The sequence below is a fragment of the Novacetimonas maltaceti genome (assembly GCF_002906255.1).
GTDB classification, from domain to species: Bacteria; Pseudomonadota; Alphaproteobacteria; order Acetobacterales; family Acetobacteraceae; genus Novacetimonas; species Novacetimonas maltaceti.
Map to the genome: position 1 here is coordinate 1 of NZ_POTC01000049.1, position 22432 is coordinate 22432.

The following is a 22432-nucleotide window of genomic DNA, read 5'->3' on the forward strand; positions in this document are numbered from 1 at the left end:
ACCGGGAAAGCCGCTCTTCAACATCAAAAAAACCAGGCTGCTTCATATCGCCATTCCCTCAATCAACGCAGAAGAAATAGAATCATACAGAAGACCTCAAAACCAGGGGGTTTTTAGAACCCTCCATCGCTTATCTGTCCCGCAGTCATGAAAAAGCTCAGCGGTCGCCCACTCTGGTCGGTGATCGCATGCAGCTTCGTGTTTATGCCCCTCTGGTGCGGCCGATCAAGCGACCTGGATCCCCTTTTTTAGCCGCACGCTCGAAGCCGTGCGGTGTGCCTGGAGATACGTCGCATCAGTCATGATGGTCTGGGGCTCTGCCTTTCCGGCAGCCAGACCGTCCATCATCCGGGCGCAGATCCCCATGGCGCCCCAGCGCTTCCAACGGTTTTAGAGCGTCTTATGTGGACCGTATTCCCGGGGCGCACCGCGCCAGCGCAAGCCGTTCCGATTGACAAAAATGATGCCGCTCAGCATTCGGCGGTCATCAACGCAGGCTCTACCATGGCTCTTAAAGAAAAAGGGCCGCAGACGCTCCATTTGTTCGTCCGGCAGCCAAAACAGGTCGCTCATCTCCAGTCTCCTCACAGAGCCTGAATCAGATTCCCGCACTTAAATCAATGGGTTGTTATCATAGGGGATGAAGCCAGTCTGGAAAGCACTCGGGGGCTCAACTCGCGTTCATCACCATTTTCCCATTCGACCGCGAAAGTGTGTTGTCGCCATGACACGGACGCTGCGGCTTCATGGGCTACGTGGGCGAAATGCACCGTGACATTTGCCTGCCGCGCTAACTGACTACTGGCGGAGATCACCATCATGACACCCGCCACGACCATGGCGGCATGACCAATATGGTGAAACAAGCGATCATGCAGGTGCGGCAACAGGTACTTCATGATTATTGATGACAGAACCGCCGCCGCAGCAACAGCGATACCCGCAATGCTGGCCCGGGTATTCAACAGGCCGAACTCAGCGTAGAGAGCGATCTTGAGCACATGCAGCATGATTTCGTTGGCCGCGCGGGTTGCGACGATTTCTTCCTTCCGCAGACCAAGTCGATAATAAAACCCATTGAACACCAGGCCGACCGCTCCGGTAAAACCGGAAATGAAGCCGGCGGTAGCACCCAGCACGTGCAGTTCGATAGCGTGGGGCGTTTTCACAGTGACCTGGGGTGCAGGCTTGCGAAAGAGAAGGGGAAGATTCCCCATCAGGAATACGCCAAGAAGCAGCGACAGATAGGCTGGCTCCATACGGCTCAATGCCCATGCGCCCAGGGCGGCGAAGGGCAACGCGGTGGGCGCAAAATGCCGGACGATGTCCCACCGGATCGCCTGCCGGAACGAGATGATGCGCGTCGCCGAACTGGCAACTGTCCCGATCGACAGGGCGGCTGGCACCTGAGTGCCAGGCAGCACCAGCCCCAGCAGGGGCATTAGGAGCAGCCCGGCACCGCCTCCCGACACGGCGCTCAGGCCAAATGCCGCGGCTGATGCAACCAGAATCAGGGACCAGAGCAGCATGGTTTGTATGAATCCCGATTTGGATCCCTGCTCGCCGGGACCGTTGCAGGCGGCCACATCGCATGGGCGCGCGGCATCATTATTTCTGGCGAAAGCTCACGGGGATGTCAGCTTACAATGCCCCAATCTTCAGTCGTATTTGCACATCTCTAACGCGCCAGGAGGTCTGCTGTCTATGAGGCCGTGAAGGCTAGAGCTCTATGGGTAATTTAACGATACACCTTACGCCAGGGTTGTTGTGAGACAAGACGATCGTGCCCCGGTGCAGTTGTACTACGGCTTTCACCATGGTAAGCCCTAGCCCGTTACCGTCATGCGTACGGCTTGTATCAAGACGGACAAAGCGGTCGAATACCCGAAGCATGGCTTCGTCCGGAATGCCTGGACCATTATCGGCTATTTCTATCGTGATGGTCTTGTCCGAAAGCATTATGGTCGCTGTGATGGTGGTCTGGTCGGGCGTATGGCGTACGGCATTCTCGATCAGGTTGGAGAACGCCTGCCGTAAAAGGACTGGATGACCGGTGACGGTAGGGCAGGCGGGAATGATTTCGGTTTCCAGGCGCTGTCCATTGTCTTCGATAACGGAGCGATACGGTTCTAGAACTGATTCCAGAAGTCGTGCGGGATCGAGGGGTTCCATTTCGTTGTTCCATGCCCCGGACTCAAGTTGCGCCAGCTTGAGCAGCGAGGAAAATATTTCCAATGCGGCATCCAGATCCTCGATTGCACACTCGACCTGCTCATGCATGGTATCGGAAGGTCCATGTGCCCCAATGGCGCGCTCAAGATTCTGGCGCATACGCGCCAGCGGGCGGCGCATGTCGTGCGCGATGTCATTGGAGACCTGTTTCAGACTTGCAATCAGGTATTCATTCTGGTCGAGCATCGCATTGAGGCTCTCCGAGAGATGATCAAGCTCATCATCCGTGCCACGTAGCGGGATGCGGCGAGACATATCGCCCTGCATGATGCTCCGTGCCGTCCTGCTTATCGTCTCGATCCATTTCAGGATCAGGTTGCTCAGGAAAAGGCCGCCTGCTACCCCTATCAGACCAAATCCTGCAATGCCCCACAGGATCGTTGTCCATAATGCGCGTTGGAGATGCGTCAGGGGCGAGGCATCCATGCCCACGAAGTAATAGCCGCCGTCATCAAGGCGATAACCTATTCCATAAACGATATCCTGGTTGATTTCTTTCGGCAGGCGATGGGACCATGCCAGCCAGCGTTCGCCCGGCACTGGTCGCAGATGCAGCATGTTGCCTGCGACAATGACCTGTCCGGGGTCCTGAAGCAAATAATGGAAACCGGGTTCATGTTCGATCAGTCCTTGCACAACTGGCAGGAGATGACGGACATCCGCAACACCAGCATCTGCAAATGTCTCATGGCTCTCGTTCTCCACTTCCCGGCGGATCTGCTGGCGCATGGTTGACTGGCTGTAAAGGCCTGACGTTATAGTCATGACCATGCCGCCCAATATAAAAAGACCGGCGAACAACGTGACGATACGAAACGACGTCGTGGCGATGATACGTCGTGTCTCCACATTTCGGCGTCGGGATATCCTATTCCACGACATCATTGGACATATTTATCATGTAGCGACATCCTCTCAGGATATGGATGACCGGACAAGATCCACCCGTCCCCGATCATGACAGGTCCGGTTGGCATAGGCTCCAGCCCTGTAGCCTGACTTTACCCCCAATGGTCTTTCCGCGTTAACCCCTTTGCCTTGTCCTGTCCGGAGAGAAATTACCGTCTTTTATTTTTTATATGCCTGCGCGTACGTAGTATTTGTTTTAATACCGTATAAAATATAATACATATACATCCACATTTATGATATGTATCACATGAAATATTGATATTATTTATTCTGTATTCAATTTGGAGACATGGTCGATACATTAAAAAATGCCAATAATTGTCTATCCATCGTCATGGATGGTGTCATGTAACAATGATTCTGATAACCTGATCAAGAACTCAGTCTCGCTGGGCGGGACATTAAATTTGTTGATTGGCCTGCTTCATGACGCTGGTAACACGCCCCCGCCTGCTTTTGGTTGAAGATGACCACGCAACTACGGATTACGTGCGGCAGGGACTGGAGGAAAGCGGAATTGACGTGGTTTGTGTCGCTAACGGGACCGATGGATCGCAGCATGCCCTGTCGCAAACGTGGGATATCGTCATTCTGGATCGCATGCTGCCTGGTCTGGATGGACTGACAATTCTCATGCGCATGCGCTCTTATGCCATCATGACGCCAGTCCTGTTCCTGACGACGATGGATGGCGTACCAAGCCGTGTCGCCGGTCTGCGGCATGGTGCGGATGATTACATGATCAAGCCATTTGCATTACGCGAGTTGGTCGCGCGCGTGCAGGTACTGCTTCGTCGATCATCTTCCTTCCAGCATACAACAATAATGAATGTGGCTGACGTTGAACTCAATCTGCTGACGCTTGCAGTGACACGGAATGGCGAAAAGGTTCTTCTGCAGCCTCAGGAACTAAAACTTCTGGAATATTTCATGAGGAATGCAGGCACGGTGCTTTCCCGGCAAATGTTGCTGAAGGATGTCTGGCATATGGATTTCCCGGTTCGTACGAACATCGTCGAAACGCATATTTGTCGTCTGCGGGAGAAACTGGGGCAGGATGGCCAACCTCTGATCCACACCGTCAGGGGTAGCGGTTATGTCATGAGTGCGTGACTCCCTGGCGGTATAGGATGATCTTGCATGCATGCCCGGTTCGGCCATCCTGGATGAGATAGGTACGCAAGCAGGATGACCATGGCGTGTAGGCAAATGCCTTTCGGTCCGACATCGTAGTCGGCCATTAATGATCGCAGCGACAACGGAATAGAGATCACTGCGCATATAATTCGCGTCCCGCAGGAGAAGCGGGGTTCCCATAGCCGCCTTGGGAAAGTCTTCAAGGAAGTTGATGCCCACTATCTATTGCCGGGATAGCATAATCCCACAGACCTATTTCTATGTAATATTATATTGTTTTTGTCACGATATAAATGAAATGCAAGTCGCATGCAGAGCACTGAAACGACTGCCTTTGATAGCACAATTACAAGAAGTACATTCACGATATCATTCCATTCGTTCAATATACAGAAATATTTAATACATTATGTCTGTACCCCGAATATCCGGCCGATGGCAGCCGTCACGGCCATCGCTACGATGCCCCAGAATATGACCCGCATTGCCGGACGCCATGGTGAGGCCCCACCTGCACGCGCACCCACGACTCCCAATACCGCCAGACCAATCAGGGATACAGCGGATACACTCCACGAGACCACGCTGGCTGGCGACAGCAGGGCTGCCAGCACGGGCAGTATGGCACCGGAAGAGAATGCGCTAGCCGATGCAAAGGCGGCCTGTACCGGACGCGCCGCTGTCGCGTCCGAAATGCCGAGTTCATCGCGGGCGTGCGCCCCCAGTGCATCATGCTTCATGAGCTGAAGGGCAACCTTGCGTGACAGAATATCATCCAGGCCACGCTGACGGTATATCCCGGCCAGTTCGCTCACTTCAGCGTCCCAGCTACTGCCAAGCTCCTTTTTTTCGCGGGCGAGGTCAGCCTTCTCAGAATCCGCCTGCGAGCTAACGGACACATATTCCCCCGCGGCCATGGACATGGCCCCGGCAGCCAGACTGGAAATTCCAGCCAGCAGGATGCTCCCCTGTGTCGCATGGGCGCTGGCAACGCCGATGATCAGGCTGGATGTTGACAGGATACCATCATTCGCCCCCAGAACAGCGGCCCGCAGCCAGCCCAGACGGGAGGTCGCGTGGATTTCTTTGGGGCGCAGCGGTATTTTACTTTCCATATTCATCGGATACATTCCCTGTCAGCAGCATTCTCTGAAAAACATTGTCCCGGAGAATGAAGTAATGAAAACACGCGGCCAGCGCATGACCCGTGGCAAGCACGATGATCAGCCAGCCATTCCACTGGTGCAGCCAGTGCAGAATGCCGACTGTCGATGTCGGAAACCTGCCAAAGGGCGGCATGATCTGGATGGACAGGAAACTCATGGCCTGCCCATTGCCCCATCGCCACAGATACCCAAGGAGGATTTCCAGCAGGACTAGCCCATACAGGCTGTATTCCACGTAGCGCGCCAGCATGGCATCAAGCCAGCGATCGGCGGCGCGGATCTGCCGCCCCCAGCCTAGTCGCCATAGCAGGCGTGCGGGAAACAGAACGCTCAGTACCATGCCTGCCGTCAGGTGGGTCACCACCAGTTGATGGTGTAGCGGGTTCCGGAACAGGCCCCATAAATTCGCGGTTGCGAACTGCAACATGATAATGGCCGTGCATCCCCAGTGGAAAATGATTGTTGGTGCGTCATAACGTGCTGGGGAAAGGCCAGATTTGTATTTCATCCGAACGATCATATCACTCAAACATGACGCGAACCTGAACGATTGGCCGCCTTGCCGATACCTGCGGCCAGTTGGTGTTCAGACTGTAAAAAAAGAACGGAGATGGTAAACCCACGACGACACCGGCAGCGAGCAAGGAACCTGTATCCAGATAACTGTGTGGCGCCCATGACCTAATGACATCGCAGAATATGTGCAAGCTACGGCCATTTTCGGTAAACCGGATCGCAAATGTGATGGACTGAGCGTGTTTCCCCATTATGGAATGGCACGCTTCCCCTGTGCGATCCGGTTCGCCAGATCGCCCCATAGGCGTGCTGTTGCAAGGTTGATGTCTGCCTTTACCGAAAAAGGAGACTGGGTGCGTGAGAAAGGAGAGAGGGACATCCGTTCGCCGATAACGAAATGCCCTTGTGAAAACAGCATGATGGACAGCGATCCCTGCTGGCCCTGCCCGATGGGGCGCATGACGGCAATACGCATATGGGGCGGCGGTATCGCAATGGTATGGAAAGCGCGTAGTTCTGCATCCCCCGAAGGACAGGCTACGCTCTCCAGCACCGCATCACGCAGGACGGAATGGGGATATCCGCCATACGTGCCGTCGACATGCAGCCGGATACCCTGTTCCACTGTCTCGCAAATACCGTTTGTTTCTGTTTCTGTTTCGGCGCGCGCCACACAGCCGGATATGCTGACTATCATCAGGATTGCCAATCCGTAATTCACTATCGATCTCATAATATTTGTCCGGCCTCCTGGCACCTGACCCTGGCCATGCCATCATGCCGATGCTCGCTGTTCTTGTAACACGCAGACATGACGTGAACCTGAACACGGAAAATAAGGTCACGGGGGAGACGCTGCTAGCAAGAGATCAGCCGTTATGAGCAATGGTAGGGCCGCCAATCCTTGTAGCAGGCAGCATGGTACTCAGTATTACCACGCATGCCGGCGATCATTTTGTGCAGGCAGCCAAAGTGAAAAGTCTGAATTGTTTTCCATAGAAGCGGCAGCCGCGATAATTTATTTTCCGCTATGTGTTTTCGTCCATCGCCAAAGCAGAATAGACACCTTTTTATGACCTTCAGGCATATTTTTTAAAAATAATAAATTAAATTACGAGAACGATATAATATCACAATTCTCTTTTATTCACATTGTGTCTTTAACAAAAACATCATGTTGTGGAAAGAAGACCGGGTATATGATATCTGTCTGGATTACGACCTTTTTTACGATAATATGAGAAACATTTGCGACCGTGCGAACTGACATCACGCAGGATTCCGGCGGTTTGCGTTACCCGATTGTTCCGGCGTGTATGTGAGGGAATTTTCTTCTGGGGCATCGGCGGTTTCATCTCCGTTGCGGGGCAGGCCCAGACCGCCATTGCGGGTGGGCAGGCCCATCTGGGCGCCAGTACACCTTTCTTGGCCCAGATTGACCCGGCGACCGTGCGTGATTCCTGGCAAGCAGGCGCAATCACGACCAGCCACAGCCAAGATACGCCGTCTGCCGGTGGGAGCCTGCTGGGGAATATGGGGGGACTGCGTCCATGGCTGGCCCGCTACGGCCTGACGCTGAGCATTCAGGACGTCAACGAGTTATGGGGTAACGCCACGGGCGGGATCGGCAGTACCAATGGCGATGGCAGGGGATCGGGCACGGGCCCTTCCTATATCGGCATTACCATGCCGACCCTGATGGCGGATCTGGAAAGGATGATCGGGCTTAAAGGCGCGACAATCAACATCAGTGCCCTGCAGATCCGGGGACGTGCCGTCACTCAGGACCATCTGGGCAATTTCAACCCCATCAGCGGATTTGAGGCGGATCGCTCCACCCGCCTGTTTGAACTTTGGTACCAGCAGTCCTTTCTCAGGGGCGCGCTGGACGTCAAGATCGGCCAGCAGGATCTCGATACGGAATTCCTGATCAGCGATTACGCGTCCCTGTACCTCAACGCCAATTTCGGATGGCCAATGGGTCCTTCGGTCAACCTTTATGCTGGCGGTCCTTCATGGCCGCTTGCAGCTCCCGCAATCCGGTTGCGCTACCGACCCGGTGAAAAATACACATTCATGTTCGCGGCGGCGGATGACAATCCGTCGGGTAATCAGGATAGCAGTGTCTTTGGCGTGACCGGAAACCCGGCGGACCCCACCAGCCAGACCATAAGGGATGGAAGTGGCACGCAGTTCAATATGGGAACCGGCGCGCTACTGATTACCGAAATTCAGTATGCCTTCAATCCTCAATCTGGCGACAGTGGACGCGCGGCCAGTCATCCGGGCCTGTCAGGCGTTTATAAACTTGGAGGCTATTATGATACGGCACGATTTCCGGATTATCGATATAACACACAGGGACTGTCTCTTGGCGCGGATGGTGGTACACCCCGCTGGGATCGGGGAAACTGGCTGATTTACGGGATAATCGACCAGTTGATCTGGCGTCCGTCGCCTGATGCATCACGCGCACTTGGCCTGTTTGTCCGGGCGACGGGTAATAGTGGTGATCGCAATATCATAAGCTTCGCCATTGATGCCGGCCTTAACCTGAAGGCGCCCTTTTCAGGCAGGACGAATGATACACTTGGTCTGGGCTGGGGTATCGGTCGCGTCACATCAGGCGTGCGTGCCTATGATCGCGCGCGCGGTGCCCTGGTGCAGGGAAACGAAAATCATTTTGAACTGACCTATCAGGCCCAGATCACACCATGGATGGTCGTGCAGCCCGATTTCCAATATGTCCTGAACCCCTCGGGCGGCACGGGAGATCCATCCTGTCCGACGCACCGGATTGGTAATGAAGCCGTATTCGGGTTGCATACCAATGTGAATTTCTAGATGAACCTGGAATGAAAAGGCGGGACAACACAGTCTGGTCGGATCTTTTCAAAAAAACCTTGTACAGAGTGGTTCAGAATGTTACGCTGCTATGCAGACCGAAGATGGCTTCGTCATGCACATGCTGCCCTTTATTATCGAGAACACCACCACTGGGCGATATGATGCCCTGAATATCAGGCTGAAGCATGAACCATGGCGTGATTGGGATCTGATAGGTCAACTCCAGATGATATTCGGTGCCCTGCATGGGCAGGCCAGAACGCCGGTCCGCCTGGGCAAGATAGGGACTAGCCGCCCCCAGGCCCGCACCAAACCCCGCCATGTCGCCTGCACGTCCAAACGGCCCCTTCAGGGACAACCCAGCATCTGCGGCATAGACGATCTGGTTGCGGTCGGTGTCCGCTGTCCAGTTCCCCCGAATGAAAGCGTCAAGCTCCGTTATTCGCCCGAAATGCTGCAGCGTCTGATCCGCAATGGCGTAGACGGCCCAGTTGGTTTTATGGTTTTTTCTGAGATCGGACTGGTCGGGAAAGCGTCCGGTATCAAAGTAACCGCCAAGTTTATATGTGCCCTGCCTTCCGTACAGGGTCCGCCGGTACTGGACCTCCCCGAAGAAAAGAGCGCCCGTGCGGAAACTGAAGCGCGTGCCACCGGGGTCGCGGTTTTGGTTCCACGGGTCCTTCGCGTTGATGAAGGGGCCGCCCACAGGATTGTCATCGGCTGCCGCGAACAGGAAATTCCAGTGTGGGGACAGGGTATAGCGTAACCGTATCGCAGGCGTGGCCACGGGGGAGACGGGGCCTTGGTCATACAGGTCATTATCGGGCATGATGGGCCAGGAAAAGGACGCGTTGAGGAAGTTCAGCCCGACGCTGCTGACCATGAAGTCATGCCCGAGATCCAGCTTGCCAATCCGGAAGGCCAGGCGTTCTCCCATGAATTTCTGGCTGTACCACAGTTCATATAGCCGCCCGTTATCATCCGCTTCGATATTCGATGTCTGGTTGAAAACATACAGGGGCGTATTACTGAATGGTCGCCCACGGATTTCCATGGCGCTGATGTCAAATGTACCCAGTGGCAGGCCCGTCAGGGTGTGCAGATCCGTCACCATTTCAACCGCGGCGGACCCGATGTAGTTGCTGGATGCCTGCGCGCCCCCCACCGGGTTGGACCAGAATTCATTGGTATCCGATATACGGATATCAATTCCCTGTGCCAGCAGCCAGTTCCGTATTCCGCCCCAGTTGCCGGACAGATGGGTGCGCGGGTCAATATGGTCGGGAATATTCTGCTGTGGCGTAACGCCCGCGCTCAGCACGCTTACGGGAACAGGCTGGGCATATGCAAAAGAGCAGGTTTTCAATAATATGATTGTATGTAACCATATATGATGATTATGCCAGATGCGCCTCATTTTTCGAAAAAATATCGTATAATAAAATCTAAAACAAATTATTTATTGAACAATTCTTTTCATTAATTCAATATATATTTTGATAAGTGGAATAGCTTCGTTATGTCGGAATTTATACGAAATGCGCTTTAACAGGCAATGCATATTAGCGCCTTTATTGTACATCATGCATACTCCTTCATCTTCCCTTAACACGGTTTAGGCTGGCACGAGTTCTGCCTTGACATGACGTACAACGGGCGGCACATGCCAGCGGCCCTGTTCCACATCCGCGATCTCGCGGTCGATCTCGGCAATGACCTGGCGTGAAAACGGGCCAAGATGCAGGTAAAGCGCGCTTGTCATCACCACATAGGGCAGCGCGCGCGGGTTATGCAGGGCGCAGTCCAGCATCATGCGCCAGAACTGCCCGGCCGTTCCCGGCCCCGCACGGTGGATGCGGAACATGAGCCGGACAAAGCTGCGCAAATCACCCTTTATCATCCGGTGCGCGCGCTTGCGCCCGAGCATCCGGCCCAGCCTGCGCACGCGGCCGAAATAGGCGACTGGGTCATAGATGGCCGCAAGCACCGTCCTGTAATCGTTCAGCACGTCGCGACGCGGGCGTTTTGTCTCGAAATTCAGCCCCGCCGTGCATTGGTCGCCCGACTGCGTCTGTTCACTGCCGGAAAAAAGGCGGCCTTCCGCCAGCAGGCGCCGCGTCAGCTGCGTCGTGGGCAGGGCGTAAAGCAGGCCGACCATGCAGACTGGGATGGACGTATCCTCGATACAGTCGATCATGCCCTGGGCGACACTGCCCTTTTCGCTGTCGAAACCCACGATGAAGCCCGCATTGACGAAAATCCCGGCCTTGTGGATTGTCTCGATGCTCTGCTGCAGGCTGCGCCGCGTGTTCTGCTTTTTCTGCATCAGCACGAGGGAGTCTGTATCCGGGCTTTCGATGCCGACGAATATGGCGAAGAAATTGGTATCGGCCAGGCTGCGCAGCAGGTCGGCATCATCGGCAAGGTTGATCGATGCCTCGGTCGAGAACTCGAATGGAAAGTTCTTCTCGTTCTGCCAGCGTTTCAGGTCGGGCAGGAATTTCTTGAGCGCCTTCTTGTTGCCAATCAGGTTGTCATCGACAAAATCCACATGTCCGCGATAGCCAAGCGCGTACAGGGCATCGAGTTCGGCCATGACCTGCGCATTGGTCTTGGTGCGCGGCACTCGGCCATAGAGTTCAATGATGTCGCAGAACTCGCAACTGAACGGACACCCACGCGAGAACTGGATGCCAACATGTAGGTACTGGTCAAGCTTGAGCAGATCAAAGCGCGGCAACGGACTTTTTGTAACATCCGTCTTGCCCATTGGTGCTTCAAACACGCCCTGCCGCGCACCGCTGCGCCAGGCCGCGACGAAATCATCCATGATTTCCTCGGCCTCGCCCAGTACCTGAAAATTGGCGGCGCTGTAAAGCGATGGGCTAGAGGTCACGTCGGGGCCACCCACCACCACCGGCTTGCCGCGCGCGCGGCAGGTCTCGATGATGTGCAGCGCATCATTGCGCTGCGGCAGCATGCCGCCGGTCATGACCATGTCGGCCCAGTCGTAATCGGCATCCACAAGGTCTTCGGTATTGCGGTTGACCAACCGGACTTCCCAGTCCCGGGGCAGGAGGGCTGCGACCGTTACCAGGCCAAGGGGGGCCGCCGGATAGCGTGCGCCCGCAAGATCGCAGGCTTCCTTGTAGTTCCAGAATGAATTGGCGTTGAAAAGCGGGAAGATCATCAGGACCTTGCAGGTTTCGGTCATCATGCAAGGATCCATTGCTGCAAGGACTGGTCATGATCAAGACAGATGCCTTCCCGTCCATTTCGAGACGTGGCAGCCTCAGGCAGGGCGCAACTCGACTGTAAGGGTAACATGGGGTGAACCCCTTTCGTAGTGGTGTCGGTCAGGTGGGCCGGTACAATATCGGTGACCGCCACTATTGCTTTTATCCTGGTAATCTCGAACGACCGTGGCCAACGGCATGAGCAGGCTATGATGCCCAGGCACATCAAGGCGGTATAGGAAGATCGCTATATGCGAAATCAGGACACGGTGTTTGTCTTCACGTCAGGAGGGTGTTGACCACAAGAACCTTGGTAGTTTCTTGTGGATCGTGACGGATTTTACTGTTTATGGAGGTTTTCAATTGGAAAGATTCCATAACGCTATGTTCATGACAAAGTATTTCTTTTTGTTTTTACAAGAGCTTTGATAAAGCGACAAGATGGTCGCACGAAGATTGGGGTTTATTAATCCAGATCACAGGATCACGGATACGGTAAGCCTGAAGTGTTGCCGCTTTGGCGTTGGCTGGAGCGTAGCAGGCTTACGGCCCCGCAGCATGGCCGCCATCCGCAATCACCACGTTGAACGGTTCCGTCCCGTCCCGTCCCGGCCTCACCGCGCTTCAGGCGGGCGATGGTCCTGCCTGCGCTCGCTATAGCGATCAACGAGGTAATCGGCCCGGTCCCGCAGCAGCCATGTGAACTTCATCAGTTCCTCCATGACATCCACCATGCGGTCATAGAGCGGGGAGGGCTTCATCCGGTCATCATCACCGAATTGCGTATAGGCCATCGGCACGCTGGACTGGTTGGGGATGGCGAACATCCGCATCCATCGGCCCAGAACCCGCAGGGCATTGACGGAATTGAAGCTTTGCGATCCGCCTGAGACCTGCATCACCGCCAGCGTGCGGCCCTGCGTCGGACGGATCGAGCCTTCGGACAGTGGCAACCAGTCGATCTGGTTTTTGAACACAGCGGTTATGTTACCGTGCCGTTCGGGGCTGCACCAGACCTGGCCTTCCGACCAGAGCGAGAGTGCGCGCAGTTCCTGCACCTTCGGATGGGTGGCAGGTACGGAATCCGCCACCGGCAGGCCGGTCGGGTCGAATATCCGCGTTTCCGCGCCGAGGGCTTTCAGGATGCGCTCCGCCTCCAGCACCAGCAGGCGGCTGAACGAGCGTGGTCGCAGCGAGCCATAGAGCAGCAGGATGCGGGGCGGATGGTCAACCCGTGGGTGTGGCTCAAGCCGCGCGAGGTCAACCCGTTCGAGATATTCCGGATGCAGGGCGGGCAGGTCAGGTGCGGTCATGGAGCGGTTCCCTTCATGCGTTACGGGTGGCTGACCCGGGGCAGCCACAGGGCCAGCGCGATGAGCGTGGCCAGCAGGACCGGCGGGGTGATGGCCAGCCCGACCTTCATGTATTGCCCCCACGTGACCCGATGATTCTTGGATGCCAGCACATGCAGCCACAGCAGTGTTGCGAGACTACCAATGGGCGTGAATTTCGGCCCGAGGTCGCAGCCGATGACGTTGGCATAGATCATCAGGTCGCGTGTCAGCGGCGTGATGTCGTGAGCCTGCTGGATCGCCAGCGCCCCGACCAGCACACTCGGCATATTGTTCATGATGGACGACAGAACAGCCGCTAGAAAGCCGGTGCCGATGGTGGCCGTGAACGTCCCTTGATGACCGAGCCAGACCAGTGCGGTCGCAAGATAGTCGGTCAGCCCGGCATTGCGCAGCCCATAGACCACCAGATACATGCCTAGGGAGAAGATCACGATCTGCCACGGGGCACCCCGCAGCACCTTGCGAACAGAGATCACCCGGCCATATCCGGCGACGAGCAGCAGGATTGCAGCGGCCAGGCAGGCTACGACACAGACCGGGATATGAAACGGCGCGGTCAGGAAATAGGCCGCCAGAACCAGGGCTAGCAGCGGAAATGCCGCCCGGAATACATGAGGGTCACGAATGGCCGTGGCAGGTGCGGGCAGTTCGGCGACGGGATAGGTCGCAGGCACCTGCCGCCGGTACCACAGCCACAAGACGGCCAGCGTTGCACCAAGTGCTACCAGATCGACAGGGACCATGATCGTGGCATAGCGATCGAACGCAATGCCAAAGAAATTGGCGCTGACGATGTTCACCAGATTGGAGATGACCAGCGGCAGGCTGGTGGTGTCCGCGACGAAGCCGGTCGCTATGATGAAGGCCAGGGCTGCAGTATGGCTCAGGCGGAGCTGAGTGAGGATGGCGATGACAATGGGCGTGAGCAGCAGGGCCGCGCCGTCATTGGCGAAAACCGCTGCAATGGCCGCTCCCAGCACCACGATCAGCGGGAATAGCGTCTGGCCTCGCCCTTTGCCCCAACGCACCGCGTGCAGGGCGGCCCAATGGAAGAACCCGGCCTCGTCCAGCAACAGCGAGATAACGATCAGCGCGATAAAGGTGAAGGTCGCGTCCCAGACGATGTGCCAGATGACCGGAATGTCGTGCCAGTGGATCACACCAGCCGCCAGAGCCACGGCGGCACCTGCCATTGCGCTCCAGCCGATGCCCAGCCCCCGAGGCTGCCAGATGACAAAAACCAGCGTGACAACGAAAATCAGAAGCGCCAGCATCAGACGATCCGCTTTCCGGATTCATCGACGGTTTTCTCGTTGTCCGCTTTGACGAATGCGCCCTGCTGTGGGTTGGGCAGGATGTCCAGAACCGTCTCGGACGGACGGCAGAGCGCAACGCCGAGCGGGGTGACGACGATCGGTCGGTTCATCAAGATTGGGTGTGCGATTATGGCATCGATCAGCGCGTCATCGCTCAGGGCCGGATTATCGAGGCCAAGTTCGTGAAAGGGCGTGTCCTTTTCCCGCAGGACCGAGCGCACCGGAACGCCCATAAGGGCAATCAGATCGACCAGTTCCGCACGATTGGGAGGCGTTTTCAGATACTCGATAATGCGAGGCTCCTCGCCGCTGTTGCGGATCAGTGCCAGCACATTGCGCGACGTGCCGCAGGCCGGGTTGTGATAGATCGTGATGGTCATGAGCAGGATTCGGGGGACGGACAGCAGGAGGACAGGGTCGCGATCAGGGGCGCACAGAGTTCGGGACTGCCCGCACAGCAGTCCCTGACGAGGAAGAGCATCAGGTCCTGCAGGCGAGCAAGACAGGCGCGATAGACGATCTGCCGACTGTGGCGTTGCGCGCTCAGCAGGCCGGCACGTGTCAGGATCGCGAGGTGGGTCGAGATCGTGTTCTGCGGCATATCAAGATGGCGAGCGACATCTCCGGCGGGCAGGCCGTCCGGTTCATGGCGCACAAGCAGGCGGAAGATAGCCAGCCGCGTGGACTGGGACAGGGCGCTGAGCGCGGCAAGGGCCGATTCCATATCCATATATCTTTGATTGTGGATATATAAAATAATGTCAATCCCTGTCCTGGCGCGGGGGGGGGGGGCGTACGTTCATGCATAAGCCATGAGAGCCTGTGTTCCTTACCCTGCTTGCCGATGGAGGCACCATGATAGATCGATTTCCGGCCGCCATCCTGTCAGCCTGCCTGATCCTGACCAGTGCGACGGCCCGTGCGGATCCGCCATGGGGGCATGGCGGTCATGACCGTCGTGGCAGTGGCGGGGCCGTGACTGGCGGCGCTACCATGGCCTGTGGGCACCGCCATCAGGCTATTACTGGATGCAGTCCGGAGCGCAGTACCTGCTTGTGGCGGCGGTAACCGGACTGATCGCGGGCGTGGTTGCTGCCACTACAGGCGTGGCGATGCCTGTACCGGTCGTGCCGGTCGTGCCTGCTTACCCGACGGCGCCCTATCCGGCAGCACCAGCTTATACGCCACCTTATTGAATGGGCCGTTGATCGTGAATGACCTGTAGCCGACCTCGAACCCCTTCGTCCCTTGCGTGGCGACCGCGTCGGCGCCCTTTCCCAGCCGCTGGAGTTCGGCTACCGGGTCGCCCGCAAGCGCACCCACCGCCATGTCGCCGCCACGGCTGAAGAATGGCGCGAATTCCTTCAGCACAAGGAATATCTCGCGGTCATGGGCGCCAGGATTATCCTTCGGCTCGATATAGACCAGCCCGACCTGCCCGGTATAGGTACCACGGTTGAGATCGCCCCCGGCCATGCCAATGCACCAGTTCCGGCGTATCGGTATCATTGAAGATGTCGATCACGCTGAGCCTGCCTTCCTCAAGCCGCAGCAGGGGGCCGGGAAACTGGCCATTATAAAGCGTGGTTGAAATGATGCGCCCGGGGGCAAGTTCGACCTGTCCCGTGGCGATCCGCAGCGTATGGTCCGCTTTTCCACCCATGACGGGGCCAGCGCCACGGCCCCGGCGCGGGATCATGGCCGCCGGCGTCGTTCGTCCGGACAATGCCAGAAAGGAACGGCGATCCAGCATCATGGTAATATCCGATTATGGGCAAACAGGCAGGGTTCCCAACGCCTACAGCGTTGGCCGGTTTCATCGGGCTGGCGCGGGGGCAGGCCGTCCTGTCGCCGGGACCTGTCCATAAATGGACCGTAGCCCGGGCCATGCACACCGGCGCGATGCCGGTCGCCATGTCCGGCGAGGATATAATATTTCCTCATATCGAGAAATTCAGATATGGGAAAAGGCCCGGGACTGGACGCAACGTGGCTGATGTCTTCGCGCGAACGGGCAGGGATGGCTGTTCAGGAGGATGGATGACTGTAGCGACAGATCAGGCCAGGCCTGTGGCGCTGGAGGTACTGGCCATGCGCAGCGTCCATGGTGGCCCGTTTGCATTCACTGTCCCGGCGGGGGCGTGCGTGGCGATCACCGGGTCATCAGGCAGCGGGAAGTCGGTACTGCTGCGCATGATCGCGGATCTTGACCCGCATGAAGGCGATGCACGCATCGATGGACAGGCCTGCTCGGGCATGCCTGCGGCGCAGTGGCGCCGCCTGGTGCAATATGTCCCGGCGGAACCCGCGTGGTGGTCCGATATCGTGCTGGACCACATGGTGGATACGGACGCGGTGCGCGCGCTGGTCGCGCGCCTTGGCCTGCGGGAAGACTGCCTGCGCTCGCCGCTGTCACGCCTGTCCACGGGGGAACGCCAGCGGCTGTCCCTGATCCGCGCCCTGCTGCTGCATCCCCGTGTCCTGCTGCTTGATGAACCCTGTTCGGCGCTGGATGCCGCCACGACGGACAGGGTTGAAGCCGTTCTTCAGGAGGCAAGGGCGCAGGGGACGGCCATTGTCCTGGTCTCGCACGACATGGGGCAGGCGGGGCGCATGGCCGGGACGCGGTTCCGGATGGCACGGGGACACATGGAAGAAATCGCGCCATGACACCCATAGTGCTGACGACCGGGGACATGCTGGTGGCCGCTGCCCTGATCGCCATCGGCAGCGCGCTGTCGTTCCTGCTGTCGCTGGGGTTGCAGCGGGTGCTGCTGGTTTCCGCCGTGCGCATGGCGGTACAGCTTGCGCTTGTCGGCAGTGTGCTTTTGTTCGTGTTTGGTCATGCCTCCGTGTGGCTGACCATCGGGCTGCTGGCCTTCATGTTCACCGCCGCCGCCCGGGAAGCCGGGTCACGCCAGCAGGTCCGCCTTGGTCTGTGGTGGCATTTCGGGATCGCGGGTGCCTCCACGGTAACAGGGACGGTCATCGTGGTGCTGATCGGGCTGTTGACCGGCCTCCAGCCCCACCCGTGGTATGTGGCCCGCACGGCCATTCCCCTGACGGGCCTGCTGCTGGGCAATGTCATGAATGCAACAAGCCTGTCGATGAATACACTCCTGTCCGCCATCACGCGCGAACGGCAGGCCATCGAGGCGCGGATCATTCTCGGCGCGACCCGCGCGCAGGCAATGAACGGCCTGATTCGCCAGGCCATCCGGACGGCCCTGCTGCCGACGCTGAACCAGATGGCGGCCGCCGGGATCATTACCATGCCCGGAATCATGACAGGGCAGATCCTGGCGGGGATGAACCCCTTGGCAGCCTCAAGGTACCAGGTCCTGCTGATGTCACTTATCGTCAGTGGCAACCTGATCGGCGCGACAGCCGCGGCCCACCTGGCAGCCTGGCGGCTGACGGACAGCCGGGGGAGGCTGCGGCTGGAACGCCTGCTTCCCCGATTGCAGAAGGGGTGAGGCGGTGGAACCACGTATCATGGCATGACAGCGCCGATCAGGGTCATACAGATGCGGAGCCTGTTTCCAGATCATGATCCGGGCTGCACATATGAACTAATTGGACGAAGGATAGCGCCGCATCAGCCTGAGTTGCCGCCACCATGCCGTGGCCAGCGCCATTGCGCTGATCGGGACCGCGCCATCGGCCCTCATCCGGGCCGCCAGCGCGAACAGGGCCGCCTGCTTGGCGAACACGCCACGATAGGCATCCCGCAGGCGCATCGTCGGGTCCCAGAACTGGATGGCTTCGGATCCGGCGCCGTTGATTTCGATAATCCGGAACTCTCCGCGTTGCAGGGCCGCCTCGCTGCCAAAACGTACGTCCAGGCGACCGAAATGGAAGCCGTGCATGGAGCGGGCTATGGCATCGACACGGTCTTCAAGGGCAGGGGTATTGAGCCGCATGGCATCCTCATAGCGGCCGCCCACCCGCAGGGACGCGACCGTGCCAAGGATGACGCGTTCGCCACGCATCGGAACATGGTCAATCCCTCTGGTGGAAAGGGCGCGCCGGTAATGCCCGATCCGCGAGCACAGCCGTGGGTCGGCGGCCATCAGGGCCGCGATGGAACGCACGCCGTCGCCCGTGACCTGTGGGGAATGCCGGATGGCGAGACCGATAAGGCGGCCATGGGCTTCGGTCGGGCCACGGCTGTAGAACAGTCCGGCCTCAAAGGGGCCGGGCACGAATTCCTGCAAGAGGAAGCTGGCGTCGGGGGGGAAGGCCGCGATGTAGGCCGTCAGCCCATCTACGACATCGATCCGTCGCACGCCATGGCCGCACCAGCCGATATCGGGCTTGGCAACCAGCGGGTAGCCCAGTGTCCGCGCCATGGACGCTGCCGCCGGGATGTCAGCGGGGGAGACGAGGACGGTACGGGCGACCCATGGCGCATGCGCCTGACCGATCCGGGCCAGGCAGGCTGCTTTTGATTCGCCTGCCAGTCCCCCGGTCTCGATCGCCGGATTGACCACCGATGGCAGCGTCAGGCTGCGATAGCGTAGCCCCAGCCATAGCCACTGCAGGACAAGGGGTATACACAATACCGGCTTCGGAAGCCGTTCCATCGCACCAAAGCTGCAGGCGTTGCCAGCATGGTGGGAACAGGCGTAATTCGTGCTGCGTTGGGGCTTCATCATGGACAATCCTATCTTCCCCGCGGCAGTTCGGGATCACGCAATGCAACAGGTGGGGATCACGCTGTTGCGATCAGGCTACAGGTTTGTCTGCCCCACGCCAGAGACCCAGCGCCGCGTCAACGCGCGACCGGGTAATGGGTGGGCGGCGAACCCCGTCGATATCTTTGGCTGGAGCCGGCCCTTCCGGCGTGATGCGCTGCCCGTGTCCCTCTTTGCGCAGGCGACGGAAGCAGGGATGCTTGTCGCTGATAACGGGGCCTGGCGCAGCCGGTTCCGGTTCTCCACGCTGGGGGGCAACGGGTTCTTCCATTCCGCCTTTCCCACCGTGGCGGCGGATGCGGTGTTCTTCGGCCCCGACAGCTACCGGTTCGGCGCGGTGCTGGCGGCCCACCTGCGCTCCGCCCCGCCGCCCGTGCGGGCAGTGGACATTGGCTGCGGCACGGGACTTGGCGCGATCATGATTGCACAGGTCTGCCCGTCAACCGAAGTGGTGATGGTCGATATCAACCCCGACGCATTGCGGCTGGCGCGGATCAACGTTGGTCTTGCCGGCGTCGGCGGCATCATGGCGTGGCAGGGCGATCTCCTGTCGGGGCTTTCGGGTGCATTCGACCTGATCATCTCCAACCCACCCTATCTGCCCGATCCCGGTTGCAGACTGTACCGAGATGGCGGCGGCAGGCTGGGGGCGGGCCTGTCACTGGCGATTGTCAGAACGGCCATGGAGCGGCTGACGCCCGGCGGGACGTTGCTGCTCTATACCGGGACCGCAATCATCAATGGGGACAATCCCTTCCTGCGCGATGTGGTGGCCCTGCTGGATGGCCGGGAGTTTACGTGGGCAGCCACTGAGCTCGATCCGGATGTCTTTGGTGAGGAGCTGGAGAATGGTCCGCTATCCACGGCGGAGCGGATCGCGGTGATCTGCCTGACCGTGACACGGCGATAGCAGGAGAGGCATGGTGTCAATGAACAATATCCTGACGGGCAAGAGTAGCGACCGGGCGCAGCGGGAACTCCATCTGGCACTGGCCGGGCTCAATCGTCTAAGGCTGACGCCGTGCCTGCCCGAGGAGGACGGTGCGGCGGGACTGGATCTGCCCCGTCTGCTGGCGGAGGAAGCGGGTTTTCTGCGCTCCCTGCGCGAACAGGTCGCACCGATCGCCGCCCAGGCTCCCCGGGAGCCCGCGGCTTTCCTCGCATGGTTCGAGGAACTGGAACAGACCGGTCCCGGCCAGCACGACAGCCTTTTCCTCTGGCTGGCGCATGATGCATCCCGTGAGGCCATGTGCTGGTTCCTTGAACAGGAAGCCGCAGGGGAAGCGGGTTTCGAGGACCTGACGGCACTGGTCCAGGTCCGTATGCCAACGCGCCCCAAGTTGGAATTGGCGCGCAATTACTGGGACGAAATGGGTCATGGCCGGGAAGCCGGCATGCACGGTCCGATGCTGGCGCATTTGGTCCATGCCCTCGGGCTGCGGTCCCAATCGGAGACGACGGTGTGGCAGTCGCTGGCCCTAGCCAACACCATGTCCGGTCTGGCCTGCCGCCGGCATCTGGCGTTTCACGCGGTCGGCGCGTTGGGCGTGATCGAACTGACCGCGCCGGGTAGGGCGGCCATGGTCGCGGCAGGGCTGAAACGATTGGGCGTGCAGCCCGATGACCGGCATTATTTCGACCTGCATGCCGTGCTGGATGTGCGCCATTCCGCAACATGGAATGCAGAGGTTATCAGCCCGCTCATCGCGGAAGATTCGCGTCGTGCCCCGGCCATCGCCGAAGGCGCCCTGATGCGGCTGGAATGTGGCGCGGCCTGCTTTCGCCGCTATCGGGATCATCTGGGCCTGAAGTGACCCTACCCCGAGCGTGCCCTCAGTTTTAAGTTAGGGTCTGTGGGTTGCTGTATGCCTTGTCGGTGTGTTGAGCGAAAACCTCTGGGGTCATGCCCCCGAGGCTGGTGTGGGGCCTGACGGCATTGTGGTCAGGCCGCAAGCCCTTGATGACCGAACGGGCGTGGGCGAGGTTGCGGAACAGGTGCTCGTTGAGGCATTCGTCACGGAACCGGCGGTTGAAGCTCTCGATGAACCCGTTCTGCTGCGGATTGCCTGGTGCGATGTAGTGCCACAGCACCGACCGTTTTTCCTGCCAGGCCTCGATCGCGTTCGAGGTCATCTCGGTGCGGTTGTCACGGACGATCATCATGGGAAAGCCGCGCTGTTCCCCGATCCGGTCGAGTTCGCGGCCGAGCCGTTCGCCTGGCAGCGACGTATCCGCTACCAGCGCCAGGCGCTCTCGCGTGTAGTCGTCCACCACTGTCAGCACACGGAAGCGTCGTCCGTTGTTCAGCGCGTCCGAGACGAAGTCCAGGCTCCATCGCTGGTTTGGCCCGTCGGGCAGCATCATCGGCGAGCGCGTGCCCATCGCCCGTTTACGGCCGCCATGCTTACGGACTGACAGCCCTTCCTCGCGATACAGCCGGAACAGCTTCTTGTGGTTCATCACCAGCCCCTCCCTGTCGAGCAGGATCTGCAGGCGCCGATAGCCAAATCGTCGTCGCTCTGCAGCCTGTTCACGCAGCCGCCCCCGCACTGTGGCATCATCCGAGCGGCGTGACGCATAGCGCCAGGTCTTCGGATCCATGCCAATAAGCCGGCAGGCCCGTCGCTGCGAATAGTCTTTCTCCCGGATCGCGCAGGCCACGGCGTCCCGCCGCAAACCGGGCGTCACGAGTTTTTTGCCAGCAGGCCTTCAGCGTCGAGACGTCCATTACGCTCTCCGCCAGGAGCCGCTTCAGCTTCGTGTTCTCTTCTTCAAGAGCCGTCAGCCGACGCGCTTCCGACACTTCCATGCCGCCGTATTTCGACCGCCAGGTGTAGAAGGTCGCGTCGCTGATCCCGTGCCTGCGGCACAGATCCGCAGCCGTCGCGCCCACCTGGAGGGATCGAAGAACCCTTGATTGATGTGCTTGGCCGGTAATTTCTGGGTTTTGGCGATTTGATTGACGGTTTTTGCGATGGCGTCCAGTCTGCGTTTTGAGCAGATTGGGAGTTGTCTCTC

The 22432-nt window shown here is 58.6% G+C and carries 21 protein-coding genes and 1 pseudogene; 6 read left to right on the forward strand and 16 right to left on the reverse strand.

Features of this window, described 5'->3' with window-relative positions:
* Positions 1-125: 125 nt before the first annotated feature.
* From KMAL_RS13325 to KMAL_RS13335, 3 genes and pseudogenes are all read right to left on the reverse strand, one after another.
* Positions 126-573: pseudogene (locus KMAL_RS13325) on the reverse strand (IS5 family transposase); the annotation flags it as partial.
* A 44-nt stretch (positions 574-617) separates the two neighbouring features.
* Complete coding sequence (locus KMAL_RS13330; protein WP_010509936.1) at positions 618-1529, reverse strand: sulfite exporter TauE/SafE family protein; 912 nt, start codon at positions 1527-1529, stop codon at positions 618-620.
* A 190-nt stretch (positions 1530-1719) separates the two neighbouring features.
* Complete coding sequence (locus KMAL_RS13335; protein ID WP_025440171.1) at positions 1720-3117, reverse strand: sensor histidine kinase; 1398 nt, start codon at positions 3115-3117, stop codon at positions 1720-1722.
* Between the two features lie 453 nt (positions 3118-3570).
* Here KMAL_RS13335 and KMAL_RS13340 point away from each other — a divergent pair, with 453 nt between their 5' ends.
* On the forward strand, positions 3571-4257 hold the full coding sequence (locus KMAL_RS13340; protein WP_007396728.1) for a response regulator transcription factor: 687 nt from the start codon (positions 3571-3573) through the stop codon (positions 4255-4257).
* 431 nt (positions 4258-4688) lie between these two features.
* Here the strand turns inward: KMAL_RS13340 and KMAL_RS13345 are convergent, their stop codons facing one another.
* The 3 genes from KMAL_RS13345 to KMAL_RS13355 all read right to left on the reverse strand — a co-directional run bounded on the left by KMAL_RS13345 (position 4689) and on the right by KMAL_RS13355 (position 6696).
* Positions 4689-5396 (reverse strand): VIT1/CCC1 transporter family protein, encoded by a 708-nt coding sequence (locus tag KMAL_RS13345; protein ID WP_007396730.1) that lies wholly within the window; start codon positions 5394-5396, stop codon positions 4689-4691.
* Positions 5386-5967 carry a cytochrome b gene (locus tag KMAL_RS13350; protein WP_025440172.1) on the reverse strand — a complete coding sequence of 194 codons (582 nt, stop codon included), beginning with the start codon at positions 5965-5967 and terminating at the stop codon, positions 5386-5388. Before KMAL_RS13350 ends, KMAL_RS13345 begins: the two co-directional genes overlap by 11 nt.
* Before the next feature lie 246 nt (positions 5968-6213).
* Positions 6214-6696, reverse strand: coding sequence for a hypothetical protein (locus KMAL_RS13355; RefSeq protein WP_087609004.1), 483 nt, complete (start codon positions 6694-6696; stop codon positions 6214-6216).
* 569 nt (positions 6697-7265) lie between these two features.
* Between KMAL_RS13355 and KMAL_RS13360 the strand changes: the two genes are divergently transcribed.
* A complete protein-coding gene (locus KMAL_RS13360; protein ID WP_110096150.1) occupies positions 7266-8807 on the forward strand; it encodes a carbohydrate porin in 1542 nt (513 codons plus the stop codon).
* A gap of 73 nt (positions 8808-8880) precedes the next feature.
* Here the strand turns inward: KMAL_RS13360 and KMAL_RS13365 are convergent, their stop codons facing one another.
* From KMAL_RS13365 to KMAL_RS17665, 8 genes are all read right to left on the reverse strand, one after another.
* Positions 8881-10131 (reverse strand): carbohydrate porin, encoded by a 1251-nt coding sequence (locus KMAL_RS13365; RefSeq protein ID WP_239020142.1) that lies wholly within the window; start codon positions 10129-10131, stop codon positions 8881-8883.
* Between the two features lie 294 nt (positions 10132-10425).
* The gene (locus KMAL_RS13370) at positions 10426-12027 is read right to left on the reverse strand and encodes a B12-binding domain-containing radical SAM protein (protein ID WP_025440176.1); all 1602 of its coding nucleotides are present in this window, start codon (positions 12025-12027) and stop codon (positions 10426-10428) included.
* A 633-nt stretch (positions 12028-12660) separates the two neighbouring features.
* Positions 12661-13359 (reverse strand): arsenical resistance protein ArsH, encoded by a 699-nt coding sequence (gene arsH, locus KMAL_RS13375; RefSeq protein WP_087609006.1) that lies wholly within the window; start codon positions 13357-13359, stop codon positions 12661-12663.
* 20 nt (positions 13360-13379) lie between these two features.
* The gene (locus KMAL_RS13380) at positions 13380-14675 is read right to left on the reverse strand and encodes an arsenic transporter (protein ID WP_025440178.1); all 1296 of its coding nucleotides are present in this window, start codon (positions 14673-14675) and stop codon (positions 13380-13382) included.
* Positions 14675-15097 (reverse strand): arsenate reductase (glutaredoxin), encoded by a 423-nt coding sequence (gene arsC, locus KMAL_RS13385; RefSeq protein WP_025440179.1) that lies wholly within the window; start codon positions 15095-15097, stop codon positions 14675-14677. Before arsC ends, KMAL_RS13380 begins: the two co-directional genes overlap by 1 nt.
* Positions 15094-15447, reverse strand: a complete 354-nt coding sequence (locus KMAL_RS13390; protein WP_087609070.1) for an ArsR/SmtB family transcription factor — start codon at positions 15445-15447, stop codon at positions 15094-15096. Before KMAL_RS13390 ends, arsC begins: the two co-directional genes overlap by 4 nt.
* Before the next feature lie 368 nt (positions 15448-15815).
* Complete coding sequence (locus tag KMAL_RS17660) at positions 15816-16193, reverse strand: multicopper oxidase (RefSeq protein WP_010509905.1); 378 nt, start codon at positions 16191-16193, stop codon at positions 15816-15818.
* A complete protein-coding gene (locus KMAL_RS17665; protein WP_237701062.1) occupies positions 16120-16473 on the reverse strand; it encodes a multicopper oxidase domain-containing protein in 354 nt (117 codons plus the stop codon). Before KMAL_RS17665 ends, KMAL_RS17660 begins: the two co-directional genes overlap by 74 nt.
* Before the next feature lie 284 nt (positions 16474-16757).
* On the opposite strand from KMAL_RS17665, the gene KMAL_RS13410 reads away from it, so the two are divergent.
* The gene (locus tag KMAL_RS13410) at positions 16758-17387 is read left to right on the forward strand and encodes an ABC transporter ATP-binding protein (RefSeq protein ID WP_110096151.1); all 630 of its coding nucleotides are present in this window, start codon (positions 16758-16760) and stop codon (positions 17385-17387) included.
* Positions 17384-18193, forward strand: coding sequence for an ABC transporter permease (locus tag KMAL_RS13415; protein ID WP_087609007.1), 810 nt, complete (start codon positions 17384-17386; stop codon positions 18191-18193). Before KMAL_RS13410 ends, KMAL_RS13415 begins: the two co-directional genes overlap by 4 nt.
* Before the next feature lie 96 nt (positions 18194-18289).
* Here KMAL_RS13415 and KMAL_RS13420 read toward each other — a convergent pair whose 3' ends face one another.
* A complete protein-coding gene (locus KMAL_RS13420) occupies positions 18290-19375 on the reverse strand; it encodes an ATP-grasp domain-containing protein (RefSeq protein WP_087609008.1) in 1086 nt (361 codons plus the stop codon).
* Between the two features lie 40 nt (positions 19376-19415).
* Between KMAL_RS13420 and KMAL_RS13425 the strand changes: the two genes are divergently transcribed.
* Together KMAL_RS13425 and KMAL_RS13430 are read left to right on the forward strand one after the other, a co-directional pair.
* Positions 19416-20324, forward strand: coding sequence for a methyltransferase (locus KMAL_RS13425; protein WP_010509896.1), 909 nt, complete (start codon positions 19416-19418; stop codon positions 20322-20324).
* A gap of 19 nt (positions 20325-20343) precedes the next feature.
* A complete protein-coding gene (locus KMAL_RS13430) occupies positions 20344-21228 on the forward strand; it encodes an iron-containing redox enzyme family protein (protein WP_110096152.1) in 885 nt (294 codons plus the stop codon).
* 25 nt (positions 21229-21253) lie between these two features.
* Here KMAL_RS13430 and KMAL_RS13435 read toward each other — a convergent pair.
* A protein-coding gene (locus KMAL_RS13435) for an IS3 family transposase (protein WP_408887927.1) occupies positions 21254-22352 on the reverse strand; the annotation gives its coding sequence in 2 pieces (ribosomal slippage) (positions 21254-22118 and positions 22117-22352; 1101 coding nt in all).
* Positions 22353-22432 lie beyond the last annotated feature (80 nt).